General features: G+C 37.5%; 23 protein-coding genes. 12 read left to right on the top strand and 11 right to left on the bottom strand.

The annotated features are described in order from the left end of the window. The first annotated feature begins 124 nt into the window (after window positions 1–124). Window positions 125–964, top strand: a complete 840-nt coding sequence (locus tag M0D58_RS17675; protein ID WP_248392209.1) for an SDR family oxidoreductase — start codon at window positions 125–127, stop codon at window positions 962–964. Window positions 965–1,028: 64 nt separating this feature from the next. On the opposite strand, the gene M0D58_RS17670 is transcribed toward M0D58_RS17675, so the two are convergent. Both M0D58_RS17670 and tpx read right to left on the bottom strand, forming a co-directional pair. Then, on the bottom strand, window positions 1,029–2,240 hold the full coding sequence (locus M0D58_RS17670; RefSeq protein ID WP_248392206.1) for a DUF763 domain-containing protein: 1,212 nt from the start codon (window positions 2,238–2,240) through the stop codon (window positions 1,029–1,031). Between the two features lie 187 nt (window positions 2,241–2,427). Then, window positions 2,428–2,928 carry a thiol peroxidase gene (gene tpx, locus M0D58_RS17665; protein WP_248392204.1) on the bottom strand — a complete coding sequence of 167 codons (501 nt, stop codon included), beginning with the start codon at window positions 2,926–2,928 and terminating at the stop codon, window positions 2,428–2,430. Between the two features lie 165 nt (window positions 2,929–3,093). Here tpx and M0D58_RS17660 point away from each other — a divergent pair, with 165 nt between their 5' ends. Then, window positions 3,094–5,313, top strand: a complete 2,220-nt coding sequence (locus M0D58_RS17660) for an NADP-dependent isocitrate dehydrogenase (RefSeq protein ID WP_248392202.1) — start codon at window positions 3,094–3,096, stop codon at window positions 5,311–5,313. A gap of 178 nt (window positions 5,314–5,491) precedes the next feature. Here M0D58_RS17660 and M0D58_RS17655 read toward each other — a convergent pair whose 3' ends face one another. The 3 genes from M0D58_RS17655 to M0D58_RS17645 form a co-directional block, all read right to left on the bottom strand. Further along, window positions 5,492–6,682, bottom strand: coding sequence for an MFS transporter (locus M0D58_RS17655; protein WP_248392199.1), 1,191 nt, complete (start codon window positions 6,680–6,682; stop codon window positions 5,492–5,494). A gap of 52 nt (window positions 6,683–6,734) precedes the next feature. After that, entirely contained in the window at window positions 6,735–7,736 is a 1,002-nt protein-coding gene (locus M0D58_RS17650) for an aldo/keto reductase (protein ID WP_248392195.1), read from the bottom strand. Window positions 7,737–7,823: 87 nt separating this feature from the next. Next, on the bottom strand, window positions 7,824–8,717 hold the full coding sequence (locus tag M0D58_RS17645; protein ID WP_248392191.1) for a helix-turn-helix domain-containing protein: 894 nt from the start codon (window positions 8,715–8,717) through the stop codon (window positions 7,824–7,826). A gap of 214 nt (window positions 8,718–8,931) precedes the next feature. Between M0D58_RS17645 and M0D58_RS17640 the strand changes: the two genes are divergently transcribed. Continuing rightward, window positions 8,932–9,219, top strand: a complete 288-nt coding sequence (locus tag M0D58_RS17640; protein WP_248392189.1) for a GNAT family N-acetyltransferase — start codon at window positions 8,932–8,934, stop codon at window positions 9,217–9,219. On the opposite strand, the gene M0D58_RS17635 is transcribed toward M0D58_RS17640, so the two are convergent. Further along, window positions 9,220–10,320 carry an MBL fold metallo-hydrolase gene (locus M0D58_RS17635; protein WP_248392186.1) on the bottom strand — a complete coding sequence of 367 codons (1,101 nt, stop codon included), beginning with the start codon at window positions 10,318–10,320 and terminating at the stop codon, window positions 9,220–9,222. It lies immediately after the preceding gene. Window positions 10,321–10,454: 134 nt separating this feature from the next. On the opposite strand from M0D58_RS17635, the gene M0D58_RS17630 reads away from it, so the two are divergent. From M0D58_RS17630 to M0D58_RS17620, 3 genes are read left to right on the top strand one after another with little or no spacing between them, the layout of a single operon-like run. Further along, entirely contained in the window at window positions 10,455–11,990 is a 1,536-nt protein-coding gene (locus M0D58_RS17630; RefSeq protein WP_248392184.1) for a S41 family peptidase, read from the top strand. 12 nt (window positions 11,991–12,002) lie between these two features. Further along, window positions 12,003–12,176, top strand: coding sequence for a hypothetical protein (locus M0D58_RS17625; protein WP_248392182.1), 174 nt, complete (start codon window positions 12,003–12,005; stop codon window positions 12,174–12,176). Window positions 12,177–12,182: 6 nt separating this feature from the next. After that, a complete protein-coding gene (locus M0D58_RS17620) occupies window positions 12,183–12,566 on the top strand; it encodes a YdcF family protein (protein WP_248392180.1) in 384 nt (127 codons plus the stop codon). 34 nt (window positions 12,567–12,600) lie between these two features. On the opposite strand, the gene M0D58_RS17615 is transcribed toward M0D58_RS17620, so the two are convergent. Both M0D58_RS17615 and M0D58_RS17610 read right to left on the bottom strand, forming a co-directional pair. Next, on the bottom strand, window positions 12,601–13,194 hold the full coding sequence (locus tag M0D58_RS17615; RefSeq protein WP_248392179.1) for a hypothetical protein: 594 nt from the start codon (window positions 13,192–13,194) through the stop codon (window positions 12,601–12,603). A gap of 14 nt (window positions 13,195–13,208) precedes the next feature. Then, the gene (locus M0D58_RS17610; protein ID WP_248392178.1) at window positions 13,209–13,712 is read right to left on the bottom strand and encodes an RNA polymerase sigma factor; all 504 of its coding nucleotides are present in this window, start codon (window positions 13,710–13,712) and stop codon (window positions 13,209–13,211) included. A gap of 269 nt (window positions 13,713–13,981) precedes the next feature. On the opposite strand from M0D58_RS17610, the gene M0D58_RS17605 reads away from it, so the two are divergent. Next, on the top strand, window positions 13,982–14,812 hold the full coding sequence (locus M0D58_RS17605) for an alpha/beta fold hydrolase (RefSeq protein ID WP_248392177.1): 831 nt from the start codon (window positions 13,982–13,984) through the stop codon (window positions 14,810–14,812). Between the two features lie 399 nt (window positions 14,813–15,211). Here M0D58_RS17605 and M0D58_RS17600 read toward each other — a convergent pair whose 3' ends face one another. The 3 genes from M0D58_RS17600 to M0D58_RS17590 all read right to left on the bottom strand — a co-directional run bounded on the left by M0D58_RS17600 (window position 15,212) and on the right by M0D58_RS17590 (window position 18,532). Continuing rightward, entirely contained in the window at window positions 15,212–16,840 is a 1,629-nt protein-coding gene (locus M0D58_RS17600) for an NADP-dependent glyceraldehyde-3-phosphate dehydrogenase (protein WP_248392175.1), read from the bottom strand. 268 nt (window positions 16,841–17,108) lie between these two features. Further along, entirely contained in the window at window positions 17,109–17,699 is a 591-nt protein-coding gene (locus tag M0D58_RS17595; protein ID WP_248392173.1) for a TonB-dependent receptor, read from the bottom strand. Window positions 17,700–17,821: 122 nt separating this feature from the next. Continuing rightward, a complete protein-coding gene (locus M0D58_RS17590) occupies window positions 17,822–18,532 on the bottom strand; it encodes a DUF6261 family protein (protein WP_248392171.1) in 711 nt (236 codons plus the stop codon). 64 nt (window positions 18,533–18,596) lie between these two features. Between M0D58_RS17590 and M0D58_RS17585 the strand changes: the two genes are divergently transcribed. The 5 genes from M0D58_RS17585 to M0D58_RS17565 all read left to right on the top strand — a co-directional run bounded on the left by M0D58_RS17585 (window position 18,597) and on the right by M0D58_RS17565 (window position 21,735). Beyond that, complete coding sequence (locus tag M0D58_RS17585) at window positions 18,597–18,839, top strand: hypothetical protein (RefSeq protein WP_248392169.1); 243 nt, start codon at window positions 18,597–18,599, stop codon at window positions 18,837–18,839. Window positions 18,840–18,935: 96 nt separating this feature from the next. Further along, on the top strand, window positions 18,936–20,294 hold the full coding sequence (locus tag M0D58_RS17580; protein ID WP_248392167.1) for an SNIPE associated domain-containing protein: 1,359 nt from the start codon (window positions 18,936–18,938) through the stop codon (window positions 20,292–20,294). A 26-nt stretch (window positions 20,295–20,320) separates the two neighbouring features. Continuing rightward, the gene (locus tag M0D58_RS17575) at window positions 20,321–20,521 is read left to right on the top strand and encodes a TM2 domain-containing protein (protein ID WP_248392160.1); all 201 of its coding nucleotides are present in this window, start codon (window positions 20,321–20,323) and stop codon (window positions 20,519–20,521) included. Between the two features lie 287 nt (window positions 20,522–20,808). Beyond that, a complete protein-coding gene (locus tag M0D58_RS17570; protein ID WP_248392159.1) occupies window positions 20,809–21,174 on the top strand; it encodes a hypothetical protein in 366 nt (121 codons plus the stop codon). A gap of 270 nt (window positions 21,175–21,444) precedes the next feature. Further along, window positions 21,445–21,735 (top strand): surface-adhesin E family protein, encoded by a 291-nt coding sequence (locus M0D58_RS17565; protein ID WP_248392158.1) that lies wholly within the window; start codon window positions 21,445–21,447, stop codon window positions 21,733–21,735. Window positions 21,736–21,830: the final 95 nt, after the last annotated feature.

Below are 21,830 nucleotides of genomic sequence, written 5' to 3'. Positions count from 1 at the left end.
TAATAAAATGCGGATTATTGAATCATTCACGATTTGGATACATCATTCGTGGATTAGGCTACTTTTAAAAACCACCTTCTTATCACCTTTGTACCATCATTTAAAACAATAAAAAATATTAAAAATGGAAACAAAAAAAGTATGGTTCGTGACAGGAGCGTCTAAAGGTCTTGGGTTTGAACTGGTGAAAAAATTATTATCTGATGGCTATAAAGTAGCTGCAACAAGCCGTACGGTAACATCTTTAACAGATGCATTCGGAGAAGTTTCCGAAAGTTTTCTCCCGTTGAGTATGAATATTACGGATAACAATGATGTAAAATCTGCTTTGGATAAAACGGTAGGACATTTTGGCAATATTGATGTGATCGTTAACAATGCAGGATACGGACAATTGGGTACCCTGGAAGAATTAAGTGATGCTGAGGCAAGAGCAAATTTTGACGTTAATGTTTTCGGAACACTGAATGTGATCAGGAATGCAATGCCTTATCTCAGAGGACAAAAATCCGGGAATATTTTCAACATTTCATCTGTTGGAGGATATTACGGAGGTTTTCCGGGCTGGGGAGTTTACTGTTCCACCAAATTTGCGGTAGCCGGTTTTACAGAGGCTCTGGCCGAAGAAGCGAGAGATTTCGGAATTCACGCAACGGTTGTTTATCCTGCTTATTTCCGTACGGACTTCCTGACAAAAGATTCGGTAAAAACGCCTGAAAATTCTATTGAAGCCTATGAAGCCGCAAGAAGTTCAGAGAAAGCACATTTGGATGAGATTAACGGTAATCAGCCGAATGATCCTGAAAAAGCAGCTGATGTTTTAATACAGATCAGTAAAGAGAAAAATCCGCCGGTACATTTGCTGTTGGGGGTAGGAGCTCCGGAATTCCTGAACAATAAGATTGAAGCGATTACAAAAGATGCCAGAGATTGGGAAAGTTTAACCTTATCTACAGCAATTTAAAAAATCAGTATCCAACATTCAAACAAAAGCTTTATACTGAAAAGTATAAGGCTTTTTTATTCTGTTAAAACAGAGAAAGCTGGATCGGTTTTGGTGGAGAAGGCTTCTGAGCGTCACCAAAAACCGTTTTCCCGCCAAACCGCCATGAATTCTGTCTCTCTTCTTCAATCACTTCCTGAATATCAAAATCAGGGGTAAAATCCTGTTCGGTTTTTACAACAATATCGTGAAGTTTATTTAATGTTTTTAATTTATCGGAATTACCGAGCTTTGATTTTTCGATTCCTTTTCTGATGATACTGATGCTTTCATCATATACTTTAGTGGGAACAGGAAAAGGATGACCGTCTTTTCCGCCGTTGGCAAATGAAAATCTTGCCGGATCATTAAACCTTGATGGCGCCCCGTGAATTACTTCACTCACTAAAGCCAGCGACTGCATCGTTCTTGGCCCTACTCCTTCCAGCATCAGTAAATCTTCAAAATTTTGAGGCTGCTGTTCTCGGGTCACATACAACAGTGCTCCGAGACGTTTCAAGTCAACATCGGAAGCCTGTACATCATGATGCGCGGGAAGAATTAACCTTGCAAAATCGCTCATGATTTCTGCGGAATCGGTATGGGAAATTTCCAGGATGCCTTTTCTGCTTTGCGAAGCGTCTGAATCAGTAAGATTTAAAATTTTACCTCTCGAAATTCCGTTAATTCCCGTGTGTGGTTCTTCTACAAATGACTTAATATTTTCAGAATGCCAGTGATATCTTCTTGCCGTACTGTCGGATTCATGCATTCCCTGCTGAACGATACTCCAGTTTCCGTTATCTGCCAGGATAAAATTATGCAGGTATAACTGATAACCATCCTGAATGGCCGTATTATCTACTTTTGCCGAAAGCTTGCTGGCTCTTACCAGTTCGTTTCCATTCAAGCCTGTTTTGTCAGCAATTTGAATCAGTTCCGAAGGAGTCTCTCGTGAAAACTTTCCTTTTCCGCCGCAGATATACAATCCGAGAGTCTGGGAATTTGGGTTGATGGAACGTTTCAACGCTCCCATAACGGAAGTGGTAATCCCTGAAGAATGCCAGTCCATCCCCATCACAGCACCAAAACTCTGAAACCAAAACGGATCTGCGAGTCTTCTCAGCACCTCATCTTTTCCATAATCTGCGAGAATCACCTCAATAATGGAAAGGCCGAGAACAGACATGCGTTCATACAACCACGGCGGTACTTTGCCATAGTGAAGCGGTAAATCTGCTGTTCCGGAACGTTTCATGATGTAAAGGTAGGACTATTAGAATTAAATTTTGATGATTGAGCTCAGTATTTTCAAGCATGAATCAGCTAGAATATTGTTGATGAATAGTACAGTATTATTGAATATTAGAGAAAAATTTGTGTTTAAATAAACAAAAAAGCCCTGCGAAAATTCCACAAGGCAATTATTAAAATATGATCTTTAATTATTTCAATGCAGCTAAAGCGGCTTCATAATTTGGTTCGTCGGCGATTTCCGAAACCTGTTCTGTATACACTACTTTATTGTCGGCATCAGTAACGATTACGGCACGGCTCAGAAGTCCTTTCATTGGAGAATCCGTGATAGTTACTTCATAATCGTCCCCAAAGTTGCTTCTGAAGTCTGAAAGGGTTTCAACATTATTCAGGCCTTCCGCAGCGCAGAATCTTCCCAAAGCAAAAGGTAAATCTTTAGAAACATTAATAACAACAGTATCTTCCAATGCAGAAGCTTCTTCATTGAATTTTCTTGCAGATGATGCACACGTAGGCGTATCAATACTCGGGAAGATATTGAATACTTTTTTCTTTCCGCTGAAGTTTTCAAGCGTTTTCACCTGCAAACCTGAATCTACCAGTGCAAAATCCCTGATGGTGGAGCCTACTTCCGGTAATTTCCCGATCGTGTGCACTTCATTTCCTTTTAAAGTAATTGTTGTTGACATAATTCTTTTTTTAGTTCCTCAAATTTAATTAAAAAACAGTGCTTTTTATCCGGTTTGAGGTTAAATTAATCTTAAAGTGGAAAATATTGGCTTATAATCATCTAAAAAATTAATTTTTACCTAAATTTGTGAGTCTTAAAAAATCAAATAATAAATAACAGTATAATGTCAGACAAATCAAAAATCTATTACACCCTTACAGATGAGGCTCCGATGTTGGCTACACACTCGTTTTTACCGATTGTAAAAGCTTTCACAAAATCAGCAAACATTGAGATTGCAGTACCGGATATTTCTTTGGCAGGAAGAATTTTAGCAAACTTCCCGGAATTTCTGAAAGAAGATCAGAAAATCGGTGATGCTTTGGCTGAACTGGGTCAATTGGCTACACAACCTGACGCTAATATTATCAAATTACCTAATATATCTGCTTCGGCACCTCAGCTTGATGCAGCAATCGCTGAACTGCAGGCTAAAGGTTTTGCAGTTCCTGATTATCCGGCTGAGCCAAAAAACGATGAAGAAAAAGCCATTAAAGCGAAGTATGCAAAAGTTCTCGGAAGTGCTGTAAATCCTGTGCTAAGGGAAGGAAATTCTGACAGACGTGCTCCTAAAGCTGTTAAAAACTATGCCAAGGCAAATCCTCACAGAATGGGCGACTGGGCTTCTGACAGCAAAACAGATGTTGCTCACATGGAAAGCGGGGACTTCTACGGAACGGAAACTTCAACCACTTTAGAAAATGCAACAAAATATAAAATTGTATTTAAAGGAAATGACGGTTCTGAAACTCAGCTGAAAGATTTCGCCAATCTTCAGGCTGGAGAAGTTATTGATTCATCCGTAATGAACCTTAAAGCCCTGAAAGCATTTGTTCAGCAGGCAATTCAAGAGGCTAAAAACAGAAATGTACTTCTTTCCGCACACCTTAAGGCTACGATGATGAAAATCTCCGATCCTATTATTTTCGGAGCTATTGTGGAAACTTTCTTTAAGGATGTATTCACTAAATATGCTGAAACATTTAAGTCTTTAGATATTAATCCTAATAACGGTCTTGCTGATCTTTTCGATAAAATTAAAGGAAATGCGCAGGAAGCTGAAATCAAGGCTGATATTGAAGCGGCTTTGGCGAACGGACCAAGAGTGGCCATGGTAAATTCTGACAAAGGAATTACCAATTTCCATGTTCCTTCCGACATTATCGTGGATGCTTCTATGGCGGCTTTGGTAAGAGGAGGCGGAAAAATGTGGAACAAAGACGGAAAAGAAGAAGATACGGTTTGTATCATTCCGGATCGTTCGTATGCAGGTTTCTATCAGTCTGTTATTGATGATATGAAAGCGCACGGAAAATTAGATCCAACAACAATGGGCTCTGTTCCGAATGTTGGTTTAATGGCTCAGAAAGCGGAAGAATATGGTTCTCACGATAAAACATTCCAGGCTTCTGCGGAAGGAACAATTGAAGTTCAGGACGAAAACGGTAACGTTCTTCTTTCTCAGAAAGTAGAAAAAGGAGATATTTTCAGAATGTGCCAGACAAAAGATGCGCCTATCCAGGATTGGGTGAAATTAGCCGTAAACAGATCAAGATTATCCGATACGCCTGCTATTTTCTGGCTGGATAAAGGAAGAGCACACGACAGGGAAATCATCAAAAAAGTTGAAAAATATTTAGCGGATCACGATACCAATGGTCTTGACATAAGAATTATGGATGTAAAAGATGCGATGACCGAAACTTTAAAGAGAGCAAGAGAAGGAAAAGATACAATTTCCGTTTCAGGAAATGTATTGAGAGATTATCTTACTGACCTCTTCCCTATTCTTGAGCTTGGAACTTCTGCAAAAATGCTTTCTATCGTTCCATTAATGAACGGTGGTGGTCTTTTTGAAACGGGAGCCGGAGGTTCTGCACCAAAACACGTTGAACAGTTTGTGGAAGAAGGCTATTTAAGATGGGATTCTTTAGGTGAATTCCTTGCATTACAGGCTTCTTTAGAACATTTAGCACAAACTCAGGGGAACACAAAATCTCAGGTTTTGGCGGATGCATTGGATGAAGCAAATGCTAAATTCTTAGCGACTGATAAATCTCCTGCCAGAAAAGTGGGACAGATCGACAACAGAGGTTCTCATTTCTATCTTGCCATGTATTGGGCTGAAGCATTAGCGAACCAAACTTCCGATACAGAACTTGCTGCTGAGTTTGCTCCGGTTGCACAGGCTATGAAAGAGAACGAAGAAGTAATCAACGCTGAGTTGATTGGTGCTCAGGGTAAACCTCAGGATATCGGAGGATACTACAAAACGGATACGTACAAAACGTATACTGCAATGAGGCCAAGCACGGTTTTAAATGAAATCATTGACGGAATTTAATTTGTCAAAAATGATATTAATGAAAGCTCCTTTTTAGGGGCTTTTTTTGGCTAAGCCAATTTTGATTATAATTAACCTGTAAACGGATATGCCCGTTTCTATTGATAAAAAATCATAATAAATCCTCCCGGTAATGAGAGGATTTATTGTTGATGTCGTAGAAAATTAAAAAGATGCCCTACGCATGTGCCTTTCTCATTTTAATCATGCTTAAAATAAACAGTCCTAAGATTCCCAACAAGAAATATCCTTCTGCAACTTCCAGCTGAACCTGTGGTTTTATAACCGCCACAATCCCGTAGCTGATGGCCGAGGTGATGATAAAAGCAACACCGCCGGTAAGACCTCCCGCAATGCCGGCAGAATTCGGGAACCTTCCGATACAGTAGGAGAAGTAATTATTGAAGATAAACCCTGCAGTAACGTGTATCAAAAATGCAAAGGCAACCAGACTGTAAATATTATTGGAAAAATACGAGGCAATAAACATCAGGACGATTAATAGCAGCTGAATAAAATTGGCATTCCGTATTTTCGGCAAAAATGCTTTATTAATGAGTGCTTTTCCTAAAAATCCTCCTGCCATCCAGGCAAATCCCAGAATCAGCGAAACGTAGCCCGCAACTACTTCGGAGTAGCCCATTTTATGCTCAATAATGAAAGACCCGCAGAGATTAAAAAACATAATCATCGAATAACTCAGTCCACACATAATCATTCCGTAAAAGAAATCTTTAGCTTTGAACATCGTATTGTATTCTTTAATGAGAAATTCCAGATGGAACGGATTTCTTTTTTTCAATGTTTCGCCTGAAAAAATAAATTCCAGAATTAAAACCAACAAGCTGTAGCCTGCCAATACATAAAAGTTGGACTGCCATCCGAAATTTTTCTGTAAATATCCTCCGATAAAAGGCGCAATAATAGGACCTACCGACCAGACAATGGTCATAATGCTCAGGTAATGTTTCCGCTTCTCTCCTTCGTAGACATCGACAAAGAAAGCTCTTTTGGCAACAACAGCAAATCCCGACAACATTCCCTGCAGAACTCGCATGGCGTAAATTACAAAAATATTATGGGTGGTTGCCGTAATTAGAAAAGATACTACGAACAGACCAAGTGACAGCATGGAAATTCTGTACCTTCCGAATGAATCTACAATACTTCCCGCAAAAAACTGGGTTAATCCATAACTGATTAAAAATATGGAAAGCGTCAGTTGAATATTGCTTTCCGGCTGGTGCAGCTCTGTTGCCATACTGGGCATGGACGGCAGATAAATGTCTGTTGCAAGACCCGACATCGGAATGACAGCGAATGCCAGGATCGTTGCAATAAACTTATTTTTTTCTTTAAGTGTAATCATTTTAGACTCTGTAAAACTCAGACTTTGAATTAATAAATCTGAATGGTAATGTTTAGTTATTAACCAATTTCATTGCGCCTTCGCTATATCGTGCACCAACGTTTGGATATTTATTTAAAATTAAATCAATCGTCTGCAGGTCAGATGCAGAAAGTTCAATATTTGATGCTTCGATATTTTCTACTAAATATTGGATACGTTTTGTGCCCGGAATAGGAATAATGTCCTCCCCTTGATTCAGAACCCAGGCTAAAGCTATTTGCGTTCCTTTAACACCTTTGGATTGAGCAAATTCATTGATTTCTTTCGCCAGATTTCTGTTATTTTCCAGATATTCTTCCTGATAGCGAGGCAGCGATTTTCTGAAATCATCGTCCCCGAAATTTGCAGTTTCATTAATATTCGAAAAAAGCCCTCTGGCCAACGGAGAATACGGTACTAAGGTAATTCCCAGTTCTCTGATCGTTGGAAGAATTTCTTTTTCGATATCTCTTGTCAGTAAAGAATATTCAGACTGCAATGCGGTGATCGGATGAATTGTATGCGCTTTCCTAATAGATTCTGCAGATGCCTCAGACAATCCTAAATATTTTACTTTTCCCGCTTTTACCAGGTCAGCCATGGCTCCGACAGTTTCTTCAACAGGAATATTAGGGTCTATCCTGTGTGCATAATATAAGTCGATCTCATCAATTTTCAGCCGTTGAAGACTCAGATCTACAGCTTTTTTAATCCACTCCGGTGAACCGTCAAAATACGTTCCGGGAACTCCACTATGGCCGGCTTTTCCGTCTTTAAAGCGAAATCCGAATTTGGTAGCAATAAAAATTTTATCGCGGTTTGGAACCAGCACTTTTGAAATCAGTTTCTCATTTTCGCCATTGGCATACATATCTGCCGTATCCCAAAAGTTTATACCCGAATCCAACGCCTTATGCAATGTATCTATGCTCTGTTGTTCGTCAGTTGGTCCATATGCTGTGCTCATTCCCATACATCCTAATCCAATGGCAGACAATCGTTCTCCTGTTTTTCCTAATGTTCTAAATTTCATGATAACTGTGATTTAAAATTTACAGTACAAAATTATAACAGCCCTACTTTGTATTCAATATAGAATTCAAACAAAGAATTATAAAAATCAAACAACAGCAGTTCTTACTGCATTGGGTGATATTCCGGTCTGCCTTTTAAAATAATTGGTAAAATAAGAAGGTTCTTCAAATCCCAAACCATAGGCTATTTCGGCAATGTTCCAATCTGTATGTTTCAGCAATGCATTGGCTTCCTGAATAATCCTTGCTGCAATCTGCTGACTGGTGGTTTTTCCGGTGATCTCCTTTACAGACCGGTTTAAAGAATTAACATGAATAGAAAGGCTTTCGGCATAATCAACAGGACTTTTTAACTTTAAAAACCTTTCCGGGCTGTCAATAGGAAACTGTCTTTCTAGTAATTCCATGAACAAAGAAGCTATTCTCTGTGAAGCATTCTGGTAAGATTCGAAATTTTCCGCGGGATGTATTTTCATGGCTTCATGGATCAGCAGATGCAAATAAGCCCTAAGCATATCATATTTATGCAGATAATCCGACTGAATTTCGGTCATCATCTTTATAAAGATGTCCGCAACAGTTTTCTGTTGTTCCTCATTAATAAAGAAAACCGGAGTTCCACCGATTTTAAAAAGGCTGGAATCCTGAAGATTTCCCAAACGGTTCCCGTCATGCACAAAATGATCGGTAAAAAGACAGAAATATCCTTTCTGGTTATTATCTTCTGCTTCCCAGGAATAAGGAATTAAAGGATTTGAAAATAATATAGCAGGGCGATCTACGTAAATCCATTTATCGGCGTAATGCAATTTACCCTTCCCTATGATCAATGAAATTTTATAATAATCTCTTCTGCTATAAGGTGTTATTAAAGAACAATTCTCGCGTGAAAATACATTGAAATGACCTACTCCCGGTGTTTTAATACATTGCAGTCCTACACGTTTGTAAAAACCTTTTATTGTTTCGTTAAATTCCATTTATCAAAATTATAAAAATCAAACAACACTTAATATAAAAATAACAGTAATAGATAAAATAAAAATAACCGGTCTCGTGACCGGTTATTAAAAAATTGAATGTATAGTTGGATGATGAATAAGTTCTATTTCCGTTCGTATATCATTTTTAATTTGTAATTTTAAGAGGGTAAATTTTCAAAATTATTTCATTAACACTGAAAATCTCAATATCATGGAAAATATAAAATTTGAAATATCTCCCTATGAGGATGAGTTGCAGATACTGATAGACGGTAAAAAATCCGGCTATATGTCTATCGAGGTTGATGGCAGACTGTTAATTGTATATTACACCAAACTTAACGAAAACCATGAAGGAAAGGGATATGCTAAAATGCTACTGGATGAACTCGTACGCTATGCAGAAGAAAAAGATCTCCTGATAGATCCTGAATGCGATTTTGTACGGCAGCAGTTTGAAAATCATCCTTCACGCTATAAAAATATCTGGCACACCTAATTATTCGAATTCCCACCATTTTTCAAAATGATGTTCTGCTGTATTAAGATCGACAGGCTGACCGATCATTGGTATTACAACAGAAAGGTTCTTACTTTCTGCCAGGCTTGTCACTTTTTTTAAAGGTTCATTCCAGGAATGCAGAGCAAGGGCAAACTTGGAAGAATGTACGGGGATAATATTTCTGGCTTTTACATCAATACTCGCCTGAATAACATCTTCCGGTAAAGCATGAATATATTTCCAGGCTTCATTATACTGTCCGTTTTCGATGATTGCGTAATCAAACGGCCCGTAAGTTTCTCCAATTTTTTTAAAATGGGTATCATAGCCGCTGTCGCCACCGAGAAATAGTTTTTTAGTAGGCGTATTCAGAACATATGAAGTCCATAAAGTAGCATTTCGCCTCATCTTACGGCCCGAAAAATGTCTGGCCGGAGTAAATATGATTTTAATCTCATTTTTCAGATCAACTTCAGTTTCCCATTCTTCTTCAATCAGCTGCTGCGGTGCATAGCCCCATCGTTCAAGATGTGCACCTACTCCCAAAGGTAGAATAACTTTCCCAACTCTGTTTTTAATCGCTTTTACCGTAGGATAATCAAGGTGATCATAATGATCGTGAGTGATGACCAGATAATCAATGGCAGGAATATCTTCAGGTTTAAAAACATCTGCCCCCGGAAATGCTTTATTGAAAAACTTAAAAGGAGAGCCGTACGAACTGAGCACAGGATCAATAAGAAAAGAAATTCCGTCGGTCTGGATATAATAAGAGGAATGCCCAAGCCATATAAAAACGTCCTGATCTTTTGGCAGACTTTTCAGGTCTGTATGTATTGAGGGAATTCTTGATAAAGGTTTGAGATGAGGATCTTTTTTGTCAAACAGAAAATTAAACATTACTTTGGGCATGGAATAACCTTCTGCCAACGCCGGAGTATAAGAAATATTCTGGAACTGCTTATTTTTATAATATCGGGAACGTTGCATTTTAATCAACCGCTCTCCTTTTGCTTCTGAACCAAAAACCTCTTGTCCGGTAATGATAAAATACACCAAGACAAGTAAAACAGCAAGACTAATAACTATGTAAATCATTTTTTTAGATAAATGTTAATAGATGACAATATCATATATGACGGTTACAGAAAATAAAACCTTTAATTTATATGAAAAAAGTACGCCTTTTTTCTAAACATAATAACTAAAATTTTAATTTTGAAATAAAAAAAGTGCAGAAAAATTATTTCATCCTGTTATTTCTTCTGTTGATTACAGCCTGCGGATCTGTCCGGAAACACAACGAACTGCAGAAAATATCTATTCCGCCTGAAAAGCTGAAACAGGATGTGGATTTTGCTTACTCCAAGATCAAAGAAATGCACCCCCAGCTTTTCTTGTATATTTCACAGCAGGAATTTGATCATAAATTTGACAGTGTAAAAAAGACCATTAATTCACCACTTACACCGCTTCAGTTTTATTTTAAGCTGCAGCCGGTAATTTCAGATATCCGTGAAGGTCATCTTTCGCTGAGAATTCCGTCCAAAAGGATCAGTAAAAAAGAAATCAGAGACCTGGAAAATAAAAAAGGAATGTTCAGCCGCTTTGATTATTACATTCAGGGGAACCGTCTTTTTATTATCCGAAATAAAGATTCTATTGAAAATATCAAACCCGGAACAGAAATCCTGGCCATTGATCATACACCTGTCTCTTATTATATCGACAGATACAGAAGGCTCATCAGCACCGACGGATTTAACACTACCTTTAAGCCGTATTTTCTGAAAGACCTCTTTTTCAATTATTACGTGGCAGAAAAAGGCTTCCAAAATAAAGCCCTTATTGAAACGGTTTATAATGGCAAGAAAAAAAACTATCAGCTGACACGAGAATCAAAAACCGAGAGTGATTTAAAAAAAGAAAAAGAAAACAAAAAAAGAACGGATGAGAAAAAAATCAATGATTACGTTGCTTTTAATGATTCTTACAACAGAAATTTTAGGTTTCTTGGTAAAGACAGTACCATTGCTTACATTCAGGTGAAGAGTTTTTCGGGAGTATATTCAGGAAAGTTTTATAAAAATGCTTTTGAAAACATAAAGAATGCACAATCAAAATATCTTATCATTGATATAAGAAACAATTACGGAGGTTCGCTGGAAGAAATTCACAAGTTGTATTCCTATCTTTCTCCCGAACCGTATATTTTGATCAAACCTTCCGAGGTAAACTCTGCAACAACACCATTAAAAACCAATTATTTCAGAAAAAGCAATGCTTTGCAATACACTTTCAAAACTCTCGCTTACCCTGCTTTTTTCTTTGCACAGACTTTCAGCACTTACAAAAAGGACGGGAAATTTTACTATAAAATAAAAGCTGACAAACTCTCAAAACCCGATAAAAATGTTTTTACCGGAAAAGTTTTCGTGTTGATTAACGGAGCCAGTTTTTCAGCATCATCCATTCTTACTTCTAAACTTAAAAATGATAAAAGAGCTGTTCTCGTCGGCGAAGAAACCGGCGGTGCCAATGACGGAACAGTAGCCGGATTTTATTCATACCAGACTCTGCCCAATTCAAAGATAGATCTGCCGATCGGGCTTGTTTTTGTACAACCTGATATTACCCCTACGCATACAAAAAAAGGCGTTGTTCCCAACGTTCCCGTTCGGGAAACAATGGACGATATCATTAATAAAAGAGATCCTCAGCTCAACTGGATTCTTAAAGAAATTGAAAAAGAAAAAACGATAAAATAATCATATTAACTGATGATTAAAAACACATTGAAGGTATTTAAAATACTTGCTTTTATAATACTTACATGGTTTCTCGGACATTCAATCTTCATTGTTTATGATGGACTTTCTGACAATGGTACAAAAGCAGATCTTGCCGTTATATTAGGAAATAAGGTTAATGAAGACGGAACTTTGTCCAAATGACTGGAAATGCGACTGAGAACCGGAGTGCAATTATTTAAAGCAGGACGTGTAAAACAAATTCTGGTAAGTGGCGGACTGGGAAAAGAAGGCTTTTATGAAGGAGATAAAATGAAAGAGTTTCTGAAAACCCATGATGTTCCCGATTCCGTAATTATCGTCGATAATCTCGGAAATAATACCAGAGCCAGTGTGGATAATACTTTAACCCTAACAAAGCGGATGTCTTTCGATAGCCTTATTGTTGTTTCCCAGTACTTTCATGTTTCCAGAACGAAAAAACTGTTCAGGGATCGGGGCTTTAAAAATGTAAGCAGTGCAAGTCCGGATTATTTCGAATGGCGGGATATATATGCCATAATAAGAGAATTTCCGGCTTATTATACACAATAAAAGGTTTCGGCGGGCTTTCAGCCCGCCGAAACTGCTAGGTAAGCTCGTTGACAAGAGATTCAATCTGCCGGATGTGTTTCCCGTATAGTCGGCTAAACCACCATTTACCGATAAAAAACAGCAAAGGCATCACGATAAGAATACTGCCGATAAGAATGCCGGCGATTTTCAGATGGGAAAGGGGCACCGGCCTTGGAATAAACTCAAGGACAATAATAATTTCGCACACTAAAAACGGGACAAAACAAAGATAGAAAGAAAGATAATACTGCTTATTGAGATCAAACTGGTGAAGCAGGTCTTTCAGGCTGTCGTAGGTCTTCATCATCGGGCTGCTCATATTGTTATACAGTTTAAAAAACTGACTGAAAAAAAAGAAAGTCACGAAAACCATCGAAGCAATAAGAATGGTAATATAAAATTTAAACTTAAAAGGGCCGGAAGATAAAGCGATCACAGTGAACGCAAAAATAAAAATCCCTATCGTAGACCAGAATTCCATGCGCATATTGCTTCGGATTTTTTCAAGAGGAAGATTAATTTTATTCTTCTGCTCCATGCTGATTCCCGGTGTTCCGTCAAAAGAATCGTCCTGATTCCATGTATTTTTTAATTCATCTATATTCATGACATTTGATTTTACTATTGTGATTTATTAGAGTTTAAAATATCTTTAAGTTTGTTTTTAGCACGGTTCATCTTTACCCGCACATTTCCTTCAGAGATTCCCATCTGCTCAGCAATTTCTTTTCCGGAAAAATTTTCGAGATAATAAAAAATAAAGGCCTTGTCGATAGAGCTCAGCTGGTTGATGGCTTTGTACATATCACTCAGCTTTTCTTCTTTTTCATTATTAAATTCTTCATGGGCAATTTTATATTCGGTGTAAGATCCGCCGCTGATAAAACTTCTTTTTTTCTCATTCTTAAGAAAAATAATAGCGGTATTAAGAGCGATACGATACAGCCAGGTAGAAAATTCACTCTGTCCTCTAAAATTAGGATATGCCTTCCAGACCTGATAGGTAATTTCCTGAAAAAGATCGTCCCGGTCGTCCTTATCGTCCATGTACATTTTAGAAATCTTGAAAATGATTCCTTTATGTTTTTCAATTTTATCTAAAAAATCCTGTTCCGTTGAGGCCATAATTTTCGTCTCTCTGTGAGGTTAGTTGCCTTCTTAAAAAAATGTTACAGCAAATGCCCATTTTTTTTAATAATTCTGAATTGAAATTGATTCGCACGCGTTTAACTAATTTATACAAATGATTCAAAAATTCTAATAATACTCTCCTAAAAAAATTCATAATTTTAAAAATCCGGTCTGGTTTATCATAAAAAACTGATAATAAAAGCTATGAGATGATTTTATGGCTTAATATTTGTGATTCCTGAGTAACACCAAAAAATATAAATATGCCTTTTATTACAAAACAGGACGATCAAAACGTCCAGCTTTATTATGAAGATTTAGGATCAGGACAGCCTATTATTTTGATTCACGGATGGCCGCTGAGCGGAAAATCATGGGAAATGCAGATTCCTGTTCTTCTCAATCTAGGATACCGCGTTATTTCTTATGATAGAAAAGGTTTTGGGAAATCATCCCCAAGCCTTGATGGCTATGATTACGACGGATTGGCAAAAGATCTTCATGAAATTATCACACAGCTCGAACTTAAAAATGTGATCCTTTTCGGATTCTCAATGGGTGGCGGCGAAGTAGTGCGTTACCTTACGAATTACGGAACCGAAAACATCGATAAAGTAGCATTAATTTCATCCATCATCCCGCTGGTAAAAAAGAAAGATGATAATCCGGATGGTGTGCCGCAGGAAAAGCTGGATGAGATTATGAATGCTTTAAAAACAGATCGCATTACGTTCCTGGAATCATTCCACAAAGATTTTTACAATGTCGGACTGCTCTCAAAAACAGTCAGCCAAAAACAGCTAGAGTATGATTGGGCCATTGCTTCATTCGCCAATCCTATCGCGACGATCAAATGTGCAGAAAGCTGGGCCAATACGGATTTCCGTCCCGAACTTAAAAATGTAACGGTAAAAACACTCATCGTACATGGAGATTCAGACAATATCGTTCCTATTGACACTGCAGGAAAACAGGCTGCTCAGGGAATTATCAACAACGATTTCATGATCATAGAAGGAGCGCCGCATGGTCTTAATGTAACCCACGCAGAAGAACTGAACGGTATTATCAGCAGATTCCTTACGTCACAATAACAATTCTCTTCAATATATGTCTTGATTTCATTTAATCAAAATTCGCAGCACCTTTGGTGCTGCGAATTTATTTTATATTATAAACTACATAATTTTTCAGCAATTCCCCTCCTTTGGAGGGTTGGCGGAAATTCAAAGAATTTACGACGGGGTGATTTAAAACGCTCTTCACAATTATTCACCATATCATTAAAACAAGCATTCATTGCTTCAACAAATCCCTCTTTGTGTCTTCCTGTAAGGATCTAAACCAATTAATAAAATGCACAATAAATCATTGTTGAAATGCTTTGACTCCGTCGAACCTAAAGGTTTCAGCATGACAAGCTAATGAATAGAAAAGATTCTTCACGCCGCTCCGCTCTGCTCAGAATGACAATAGCCCATCCTTGTTACAATCTAAAAAATATAATCCGTACTCAGGAAATTAGAATCATGATCCCGTACAATTGTATTCAGAAGGTTTTTATTAGATTCCGTTACTTTCGCGGCCACCAAAGATCGGATTGAGAATGACCGCAATGCATCAAAAACCGAAAGCGTACCTTCAGCACTGTCTTTTCTTCCCGTGAAAGGAAAAACATCCGGACCACGCTGTGCCTGACAATTGATATTCACCCGGCTTACGAGATTAACAAACGGATCAATCAGTTTCGATACTTCCATCGGGTCTTCACTGAAAATGCTTACCTGCATCCCGTGATCCGCATTCACCTGGTAATCGATCGGTTCATCAATGCTCTCAAAAGGAACCACCGGAATTACCGGACCAAACTGTTCTTCATGGTAAAGCTTCATATCGCTGTTAACAGGATAAACAACGGCCGGAAAAAAGAAAGATTCTTCACCGAAACCACCATTTTCATTGAGGACTTTTGCTCCTTTCGACTTTGCATCTTCAATACATTCTTTCAGATAAGGTGGTTTATTCACTTCAGGGAGCGGTGTTATTTTAACATCTTTTTCCCACGGCAGCCCCGGTTTCATGGCAGCAACAGCAGCGGTAAGCTTTTGGGTAAATTCTTCAGCAACATCTTTCTGCACAAAGATCAGCTTAAGAGCCGTACAACGCTGACCGTTAAAAGATAACGACCCCAGGATACATTCGCTTACCGCAACATCCAGATTTGCATTTTTAGTAACAATGGCAGCATTTTTCGCATCCAGGCTCAAAATAGCACGTAAACGATTAACCTTCGGATGAAGCTTTTTCAGACCATTGGCCACTTTACTGGAACCGATAAAAGCCAGTACATTTACCTTTCCGCTTTCCATGATCGGGGTGATGATCTCAGCGCCTTTTCCGTAAAGCGTATTTACCGTTCCTTTAGGAAATGCTTCCTTAAATGCTTTTAACAGCGGATAATGTGCCAGAACACCATGTTTGGGAAGTTTAAACAAAATCGTATTTCCCATAATCAGTGCAGGAATAAGTGTGGTAAATATTTCATTTAAAGGATAATTGAACGGTCCCATGCTTAACACTACGCCGAGAGGAGCTCTTCTGATCTGTGCAATTGTACCTTCTTCCTGCTGGAAACGGGACGACTCGCGGTCAAGATCTTTCAGCGCATCAATAGTCTGGTTGATATAATCTACCGTTCTGTCAAATTCTTTTGTAGAATCGGCCAATGTCTTTCCGATTTCCCACATCAGCAGCCTTATGATCACGTCGCGCTCCCTGATCATAAGGTATACAAACTTTTGCATACATTTAATTCTCCCTTCCACAGACATCGTTGGCCACTCTCCCAGCCCGTTGTCGTAGGCTTTTACGCAGGCATCCAGCACTTCCATTGCTTCTTTCGGTCCGATATTGGGAACGCTTCCCAACAGCTTTCGCTGCAGTCCGTTTTCCGTAGGAATGCAGACCGGCGAATAGATTTCCTGTACATCTCCGCTCCACACCACCAGTTCTCCATTCAGGAGATATTCGCGCTGATGGATTTCGGGAACTTTATATTCTTCCGGAATTTCGTTGTAGGATTTGAATATTTCGTGAAATGAAGGGGTGTTTGATGATTCCATAGATCTTTTTTATTGTATTATTATTTAGTGATATTATTTGAATAGAATAAAGGTAGACCTAAAAATTGATTTTAAAAAGAGCGAATTAATAGATTTGCTCTATTTAAAATAAATGTCATTCTGACGAAGGAAGAATCTCACCACGATAAACACTCAATCATCCGTGCAAATCCGAGAAATCTGCGGTTAAAAAGATTCTTCACGCCGCTCCGCTCTGTTCAGAATGACAACAACCAACAAAAACAATTATTTTATTGTTTTAAAATCATTACTTCATCTTCGTGGTCACAACAATAGCTCCGTTCTTCGCTTTCCTGCCATAAGCCGCAATCGCTTCTTCTCCTCTCACGACCCGGATGTTTTCAATCATCTTCGGATCAATATTTCTGAATTTCTTTTCGTTCATTCTTTTCCCGTCAACCACATACAGCGGAAGATTAGTTCTGATGCTTACCGTTTGTAGCCCTCCTACCACCATACTCACGCGTTTAACGGAATCCTTTATGACCACCGACTCTACATTTCCTTTCGTTGTCTCTTTCAGCATATTGTCTTTCTTTGGCTCGCATTGCTGGGCTTTAACAGCCGTAAATCCTCCGGCGGTCAGGATAAAGCCCACCGCAAACTTTGCAAACAGTGTGTTGATATAGGAAAACTGCAGGTCGCGGTTGAGCTGTGACGTTTTAAAACGGCCGCAGGTATCTTCAGAATTTTGCGAAAAGGCATCAACAATTCCTTCATCCGGAAAGGTGGTAAAATCTTTTACGGTTTTTACACATACAGAGCAGAATCTTCCCTGTTCAGCGGGAGCCATCAGATCCCAGTTTTCATGACATGGTGTCGGTATCGTTAATTTCATAGCAGATCTTTTCTTACAAAGATGCAGTATCCATTAAAAAGGTTGGAAATGGTAACATTTTATTTCCAATAATTCTTCCGTACAAATCATAAAAAACTCAGCGGGGTGCTGAGTTAATTCCATTATTCGTTTTTAGGCTGATCGTTTTCTTTGTCTTTTCCGGATGAAGAATTTTTGGCCGCTTTTACCAGTTCATTCACATCGCTGTAGAAAAGCTCCCATCCCGATACTTCCTTCATGCCCGTGAGCAAATTGAAATACGATTTAAGGTTTTTCTCAAGAACCTTCCGGATGGCCGATGCGCTGGACATCTGCCGGAGGTCTGCATTCGCTTCCGCCTGATCGGCGAAGATCAGTTCAAAAGCGTCATGCTTGGTTTTCATCTCGTTAAATGCTGCATCCAGGGAAAGTGCGGTGACTTTCTGTTTGTTTTCGGGACGTTCCAGTTCCTCAATCAGCTTTTTCATCTGGGCGGTCTGGGATGAATAACTCAGCCGGTCCAGATCCAGTCCGAACTGCTTGAATACCTGGTACAGATCTTCGGCCAGCTGTTGGTTGACTGCCGTGGGAAGCTTGCGGTAACCGTTCAGAAATGCTTTGAGGTTTTTGTAAGCAACGTCGCGTTCATAATCGGCGGTAGCAACATCTGTTCCTTTTCCGCTGTAGATCTGCTTGGTATACACCTCATCGTACGCTGCATAAGAAGTCTGTATCGCTGATACAAGAGGATGGTTGGAAATAACAGGGTATTTTCCCGATTGGGCATTCGAAATAATTCGTTGGGCAAGAGTAGCCAGATCTTTGGTACTCAATTTAGTAAGAGCAATTTTCATTTGTGTAAATTTTTAGATCACTGTTCCAAATATATAAAAAAGTTGTTAGGTTACAAACAACTTGTTGGAAACCTCCGGAGTCCTCCGGAAGTTCCCCGCACTTTGCGCAAGACCAAAGAAGTCCTCCGGAGGTTTCCCGCAACTTGCAGGAGACCTCCGGAGATGTACGGAAGAGTCCCGCAGACTGTTGGAGACTTCCGGAGGTGTACGGAGATTTGTTTCAGGGTTGTTTTTAAATTACGTAGAAATACGGAATGGAATGTGGTGGTGGTTTTTTATTTTTAACGGCTATTTGTTTGATAAATAAGCAAGAAATTATGCTGCTACGGGAAACCGTAACGGGATATTATCTGTTCTTATTACATTTGAACATGATATTTAAAGAAATTAAAAAAACTAAACTATGGGATTTTTTGACTTTTTAAAAAAGAAAGAATTAAATGAAATACAAGAATTAAAATCTGATTTGGATGCTTGTAATCAATCTAGAACTCAAAAAGAAAAAGATCTGGAAAAGTATTCTCCAATAATAGATCTGGAAAAAGAAAAAAAATCCATCATATCAGAAATCGCACAGGAACAGACTAAACTTATAAAATTAAATCAACAATATATAGATGCAATTACGGTCTACAAAAAACTGAAAAATGATATTTCAATATTTGAAAATAATTTAGAACTATCTGAATTCGGTATTTATGAGCCTATATATGATTTTGAAAAATCAGATGATTACAGGATCGAACAGAATAAAATTATTGAGCTCCAAAAAGCAATGATCAAAGACGGAACAGCCGCAATATGTAGAACAAACTGGACAGTTGACGGAAGTCTTTCGAAAGGAAAAGCATCAACAAATAGATTCATTAAGCTGATCTTACGAGCTTTTAACGGTGAGGCGGATTCTCTTATTGCAAAAGTAAAATGGAATAATGTAAATCAGATCAAAGAGAGGTTGAATAAATCTTTTGAAACTTTAAATAAACTTGGTGAAAGCCAGACAGTAGAAATTACTCAAAAGTATTTTAAACTCAAAATGCAAGAGCTTATTCTTGAATATGAGTACAGAGAAAAAAAGCAGCAGGAAAAAGAAGAACTCAGAGCTTTGCAAGAAGAATTGCGAGAGGAAGAAAAAGCCAAAAAGGAATTTGAAAAAGCTCAAAGAGAAGCTGAGAAAGAAGAGGCCTATTATCTGAAAGTCCTTGAAAAGGTGAAGAAAGATTTTGCTGACAAAAACGGTAATCCGGAAGAATTACAAAATAAAATATCGGAATTAGAAAAAGAATTGGAGGAAGCTCAACTCAAGAAAGAAAGAGCTTTATCAATGGCTCAACAAACGAAAAGAGGCCACGTTTATGTCATTTCAAATATTGGTTCGTTCGGAGAAAATGTGTTTAAAATTGGAATGACCCGAAGGTTAGAGCCTATGGATAGAATTAAGGAATTAGGAGATGCCTCAGTTCCATTCAGGTTTGATGTCCATGCATTAATTTATAGTGATGAAGCAAGAACTTTAGAATATGAGTTGCATAAAGCATTTTCAGAAAAAGCCTTAAACTTGTTTAATTTCAGAAAAGAATTTTTCAATGTAACTCTTGAAGAAATTGAGAGGAAAATAAAAGAGCTTGGTTTCTATGCCGAGTTTACTTCCGAGCCTGAAGCAATGGAATATAAAGAAACGTTAGCCATAAAGAATAAGGAAAATATTGAAGTTGTTGAAAGAGAAACACTGGAATCCGAATTTCCTCAATCCCTCATATAAGCAAACAATAATTAAAAACAATAACCATGAATAAACACTACTTAATGTCTCAAATGAAATCTACTGGAACAGCGTATCTATGCTGGTTTTTTCTGGGATGTCATTACGCTTATCTTGGAAAATGGGGATTACAGATTCTTTATTGGATTACTTTTGGCGGGTTAGGTATTTGGGCTCTTATCTATTATTTTAAAACAGTTCTGAAATCGACAAAATTTGACTTTTAAATTATTTACTTAGACGTTGTCTAATAATTTTAATAACAAACTATAATTTTTTAGTATCTAATTTAACAATACAATAAATATTACAAATCTTAGATATAAGTTTCTATTTTTGGTAGTTAACATTTACACTTATAATGAGAAGTTGATTTAACGGATTAAAATTTTTTTTAAAATATGCAATATTTAATGGTATTGTTAACTTAAATGATCTCAATGAACAATAGTAATTAATAAAAAATTAAAATCAATAATTGCAAAATTATTTATAATCTTAAATATTTATAATCATGAAAATAACAGCAAAAAAAGAGCAGGACGGATTGATCCTTGCTAAAGAACTTGAACAAGGTAATGAAATTTATTCAGCAATTTTATGGATTAGTAATGCTTCATCCTTAAAATTAATGTTTGGAGTAGAAGAGCATACAGATGATATAGTTCGACAATTTAAGGAATCTGTTGAAGATATTATTGTAAAGAATAATTTGAGCATAGACCTCGATGAAGTTGAAATCAAGCGTAGCGATGACGATACATTTAAATTGATAAGATCTTTAATTAGTACTTCTTCCGGTTACAGCAGTATCAGTCTCTCCGGAAATTTTGTAAATGGGATTAGAACCCCTGATTGTTTTGTTTATAGACTATTATAAATATAATGATCTCAAAATTATAAAAATCAATCCAATCTCCTATACAATGAAGATTTATTGAGAATGTATCACCACATCTTACGGAGTGCCCAACCAAAAACATTGTACAGATTACAAACCCGATCTCGCGGATTTGTAACTGTGAGCATACAAAACAAAATATGATACTATGAAAAACTAATATCAATTTTTCTTTTTCTTCCTGTATTTTCATTTGCTCAGACCGAATGGGAATACGTTGGAACAGATAATGCAAAGAGTGAATATTATGTGAAAGATTATTATAAAAAAGAATATTCTGAATATATCTCCACTTGGTTGAAAGTAGTACACCCTGACAAATTTGTAAGAACAAAAAAAGGTACAGTTAAAAAAAATGGAACTATTTCTATGCAAAAATGGAAATTCAACTGTTCAGAAAAAATTATGGCTTTAGTAAGCTATGCTGAATACTTAGATGGAAATTTGATAAAATCTGGTGAAGGACTTGAAAACAATACAGATGTTGTCCCCGAATCTATTGGAGAAAGTCTATTAAACTATCTATGTTCAAAATTTTGATATAATCCACACTAATAAGAAAAACCTGCTTTTGGCAGGTTTTTCCATTAATAACACTCTGAAATTTTTATATTTGAACAATAATCTTGAAGGAT

The organism is Chryseobacterium nepalense (assembly GCF_023195755.1).
GTDB lineage: Bacteria > Bacteroidota > Bacteroidia > Flavobacteriales > Weeksellaceae > Chryseobacterium > Chryseobacterium nepalense.
This window is presented reverse-complemented; position numbering and strand designations above follow the sequence as displayed.

What these genes read in the sequence shown, in the direction of transcription:
- M0D58_RS17675 (WP_248392209.1), top strand. Translation starts at nt 125, where the DNA reads ATGGAAACAAAAAAAGTATGGTTCGTGACAGGAGCGTCTAAAGGTCTT.
- M0D58_RS17670 (WP_248392206.1), bottom strand. Translation starts at nt 2,240, where the DNA reads ATGAAACGTTCCGGAACAGCAGATTTACCGCTTCACTATGGCAAAGTA.
- tpx (WP_248392204.1), bottom strand. Translation starts at nt 2,928, where the DNA reads ATGTCAACAACAATTACTTTAAAAGGAAATGAAGTGCACACGATCGGG.
- M0D58_RS17660 (WP_248392202.1), top strand. Translation starts at nt 3,094, where the DNA reads ATGTCAGACAAATCAAAAATCTATTACACCCTTACAGATGAGGCTCCG.
- M0D58_RS17655 (WP_248392199.1), bottom strand. Translation starts at nt 6,682, where the DNA reads ATGATTACACTTAAAGAAAAAAATAAGTTTATTGCAACGATCCTGGCA.
- M0D58_RS17650 (WP_248392195.1), bottom strand. Translation starts at nt 7,736, where the DNA reads ATGAAATTTAGAACATTAGGAAAAACAGGAGAACGATTGTCTGCCATT.
- M0D58_RS17645 (WP_248392191.1), bottom strand. Translation starts at nt 8,717, where the DNA reads ATGGAATTTAACGAAACAATAAAAGGTTTTTACAAACGTGTAGGACTG.
- M0D58_RS17640 (WP_248392189.1), top strand. Translation starts at nt 8,932, where the DNA reads ATGGAAAATATAAAATTTGAAATATCTCCCTATGAGGATGAGTTGCAG.
- M0D58_RS17635 (WP_248392186.1), bottom strand. Translation starts at nt 10,320, where the DNA reads ATGATTTACATAGTTATTAGTCTTGCTGTTTTACTTGTCTTGGTGTAT.
- M0D58_RS17625 (WP_248392182.1), top strand. Translation starts at nt 12,003, where the DNA reads ATGATTAAAAACACATTGAAGGTATTTAAAATACTTGCTTTTATAATA.
- M0D58_RS17620 (WP_248392180.1), top strand. Translation starts at nt 12,183, where the DNA reads ATGCGACTGAGAACCGGAGTGCAATTATTTAAAGCAGGACGTGTAAAA.
- M0D58_RS17615 (WP_248392179.1), bottom strand. Translation starts at nt 13,194, where the DNA reads ATGAATATAGATGAATTAAAAAATACATGGAATCAGGACGATTCTTTT.
- M0D58_RS17610 (WP_248392178.1), bottom strand. Translation starts at nt 13,712, where the DNA reads ATGGCCTCAACGGAACAGGATTTTTTAGATAAAATTGAAAAACATAAA.
- M0D58_RS17605 (WP_248392177.1), top strand. Translation starts at nt 13,982, where the DNA reads ATGCCTTTTATTACAAAACAGGACGATCAAAACGTCCAGCTTTATTAT.
- M0D58_RS17600 (WP_248392175.1), bottom strand. Translation starts at nt 16,840, where the DNA reads ATGGAATCATCAAACACCCCTTCATTTCACGAAATATTCAAATCCTAC.
- M0D58_RS17595 (WP_248392173.1), bottom strand. Translation starts at nt 17,699, where the DNA reads ATGAAATTAACGATACCGACACCATGTCATGAAAACTGGGATCTGATG.
- M0D58_RS17590 (WP_248392171.1), bottom strand. Translation starts at nt 18,532, where the DNA reads ATGAAAATTGCTCTTACTAAATTGAGTACCAAAGATCTGGCTACTCTT.
- M0D58_RS17580 (WP_248392167.1), top strand. Translation starts at nt 18,936, where the DNA reads ATGGGATTTTTTGACTTTTTAAAAAAGAAAGAATTAAATGAAATACAA.
- M0D58_RS17575 (WP_248392160.1), top strand. Translation starts at nt 20,321, where the DNA reads ATGAATAAACACTACTTAATGTCTCAAATGAAATCTACTGGAACAGCG.
- M0D58_RS17570 (WP_248392159.1), top strand. Translation starts at nt 20,809, where the DNA reads ATGAAAATAACAGCAAAAAAAGAGCAGGACGGATTGATCCTTGCTAAA.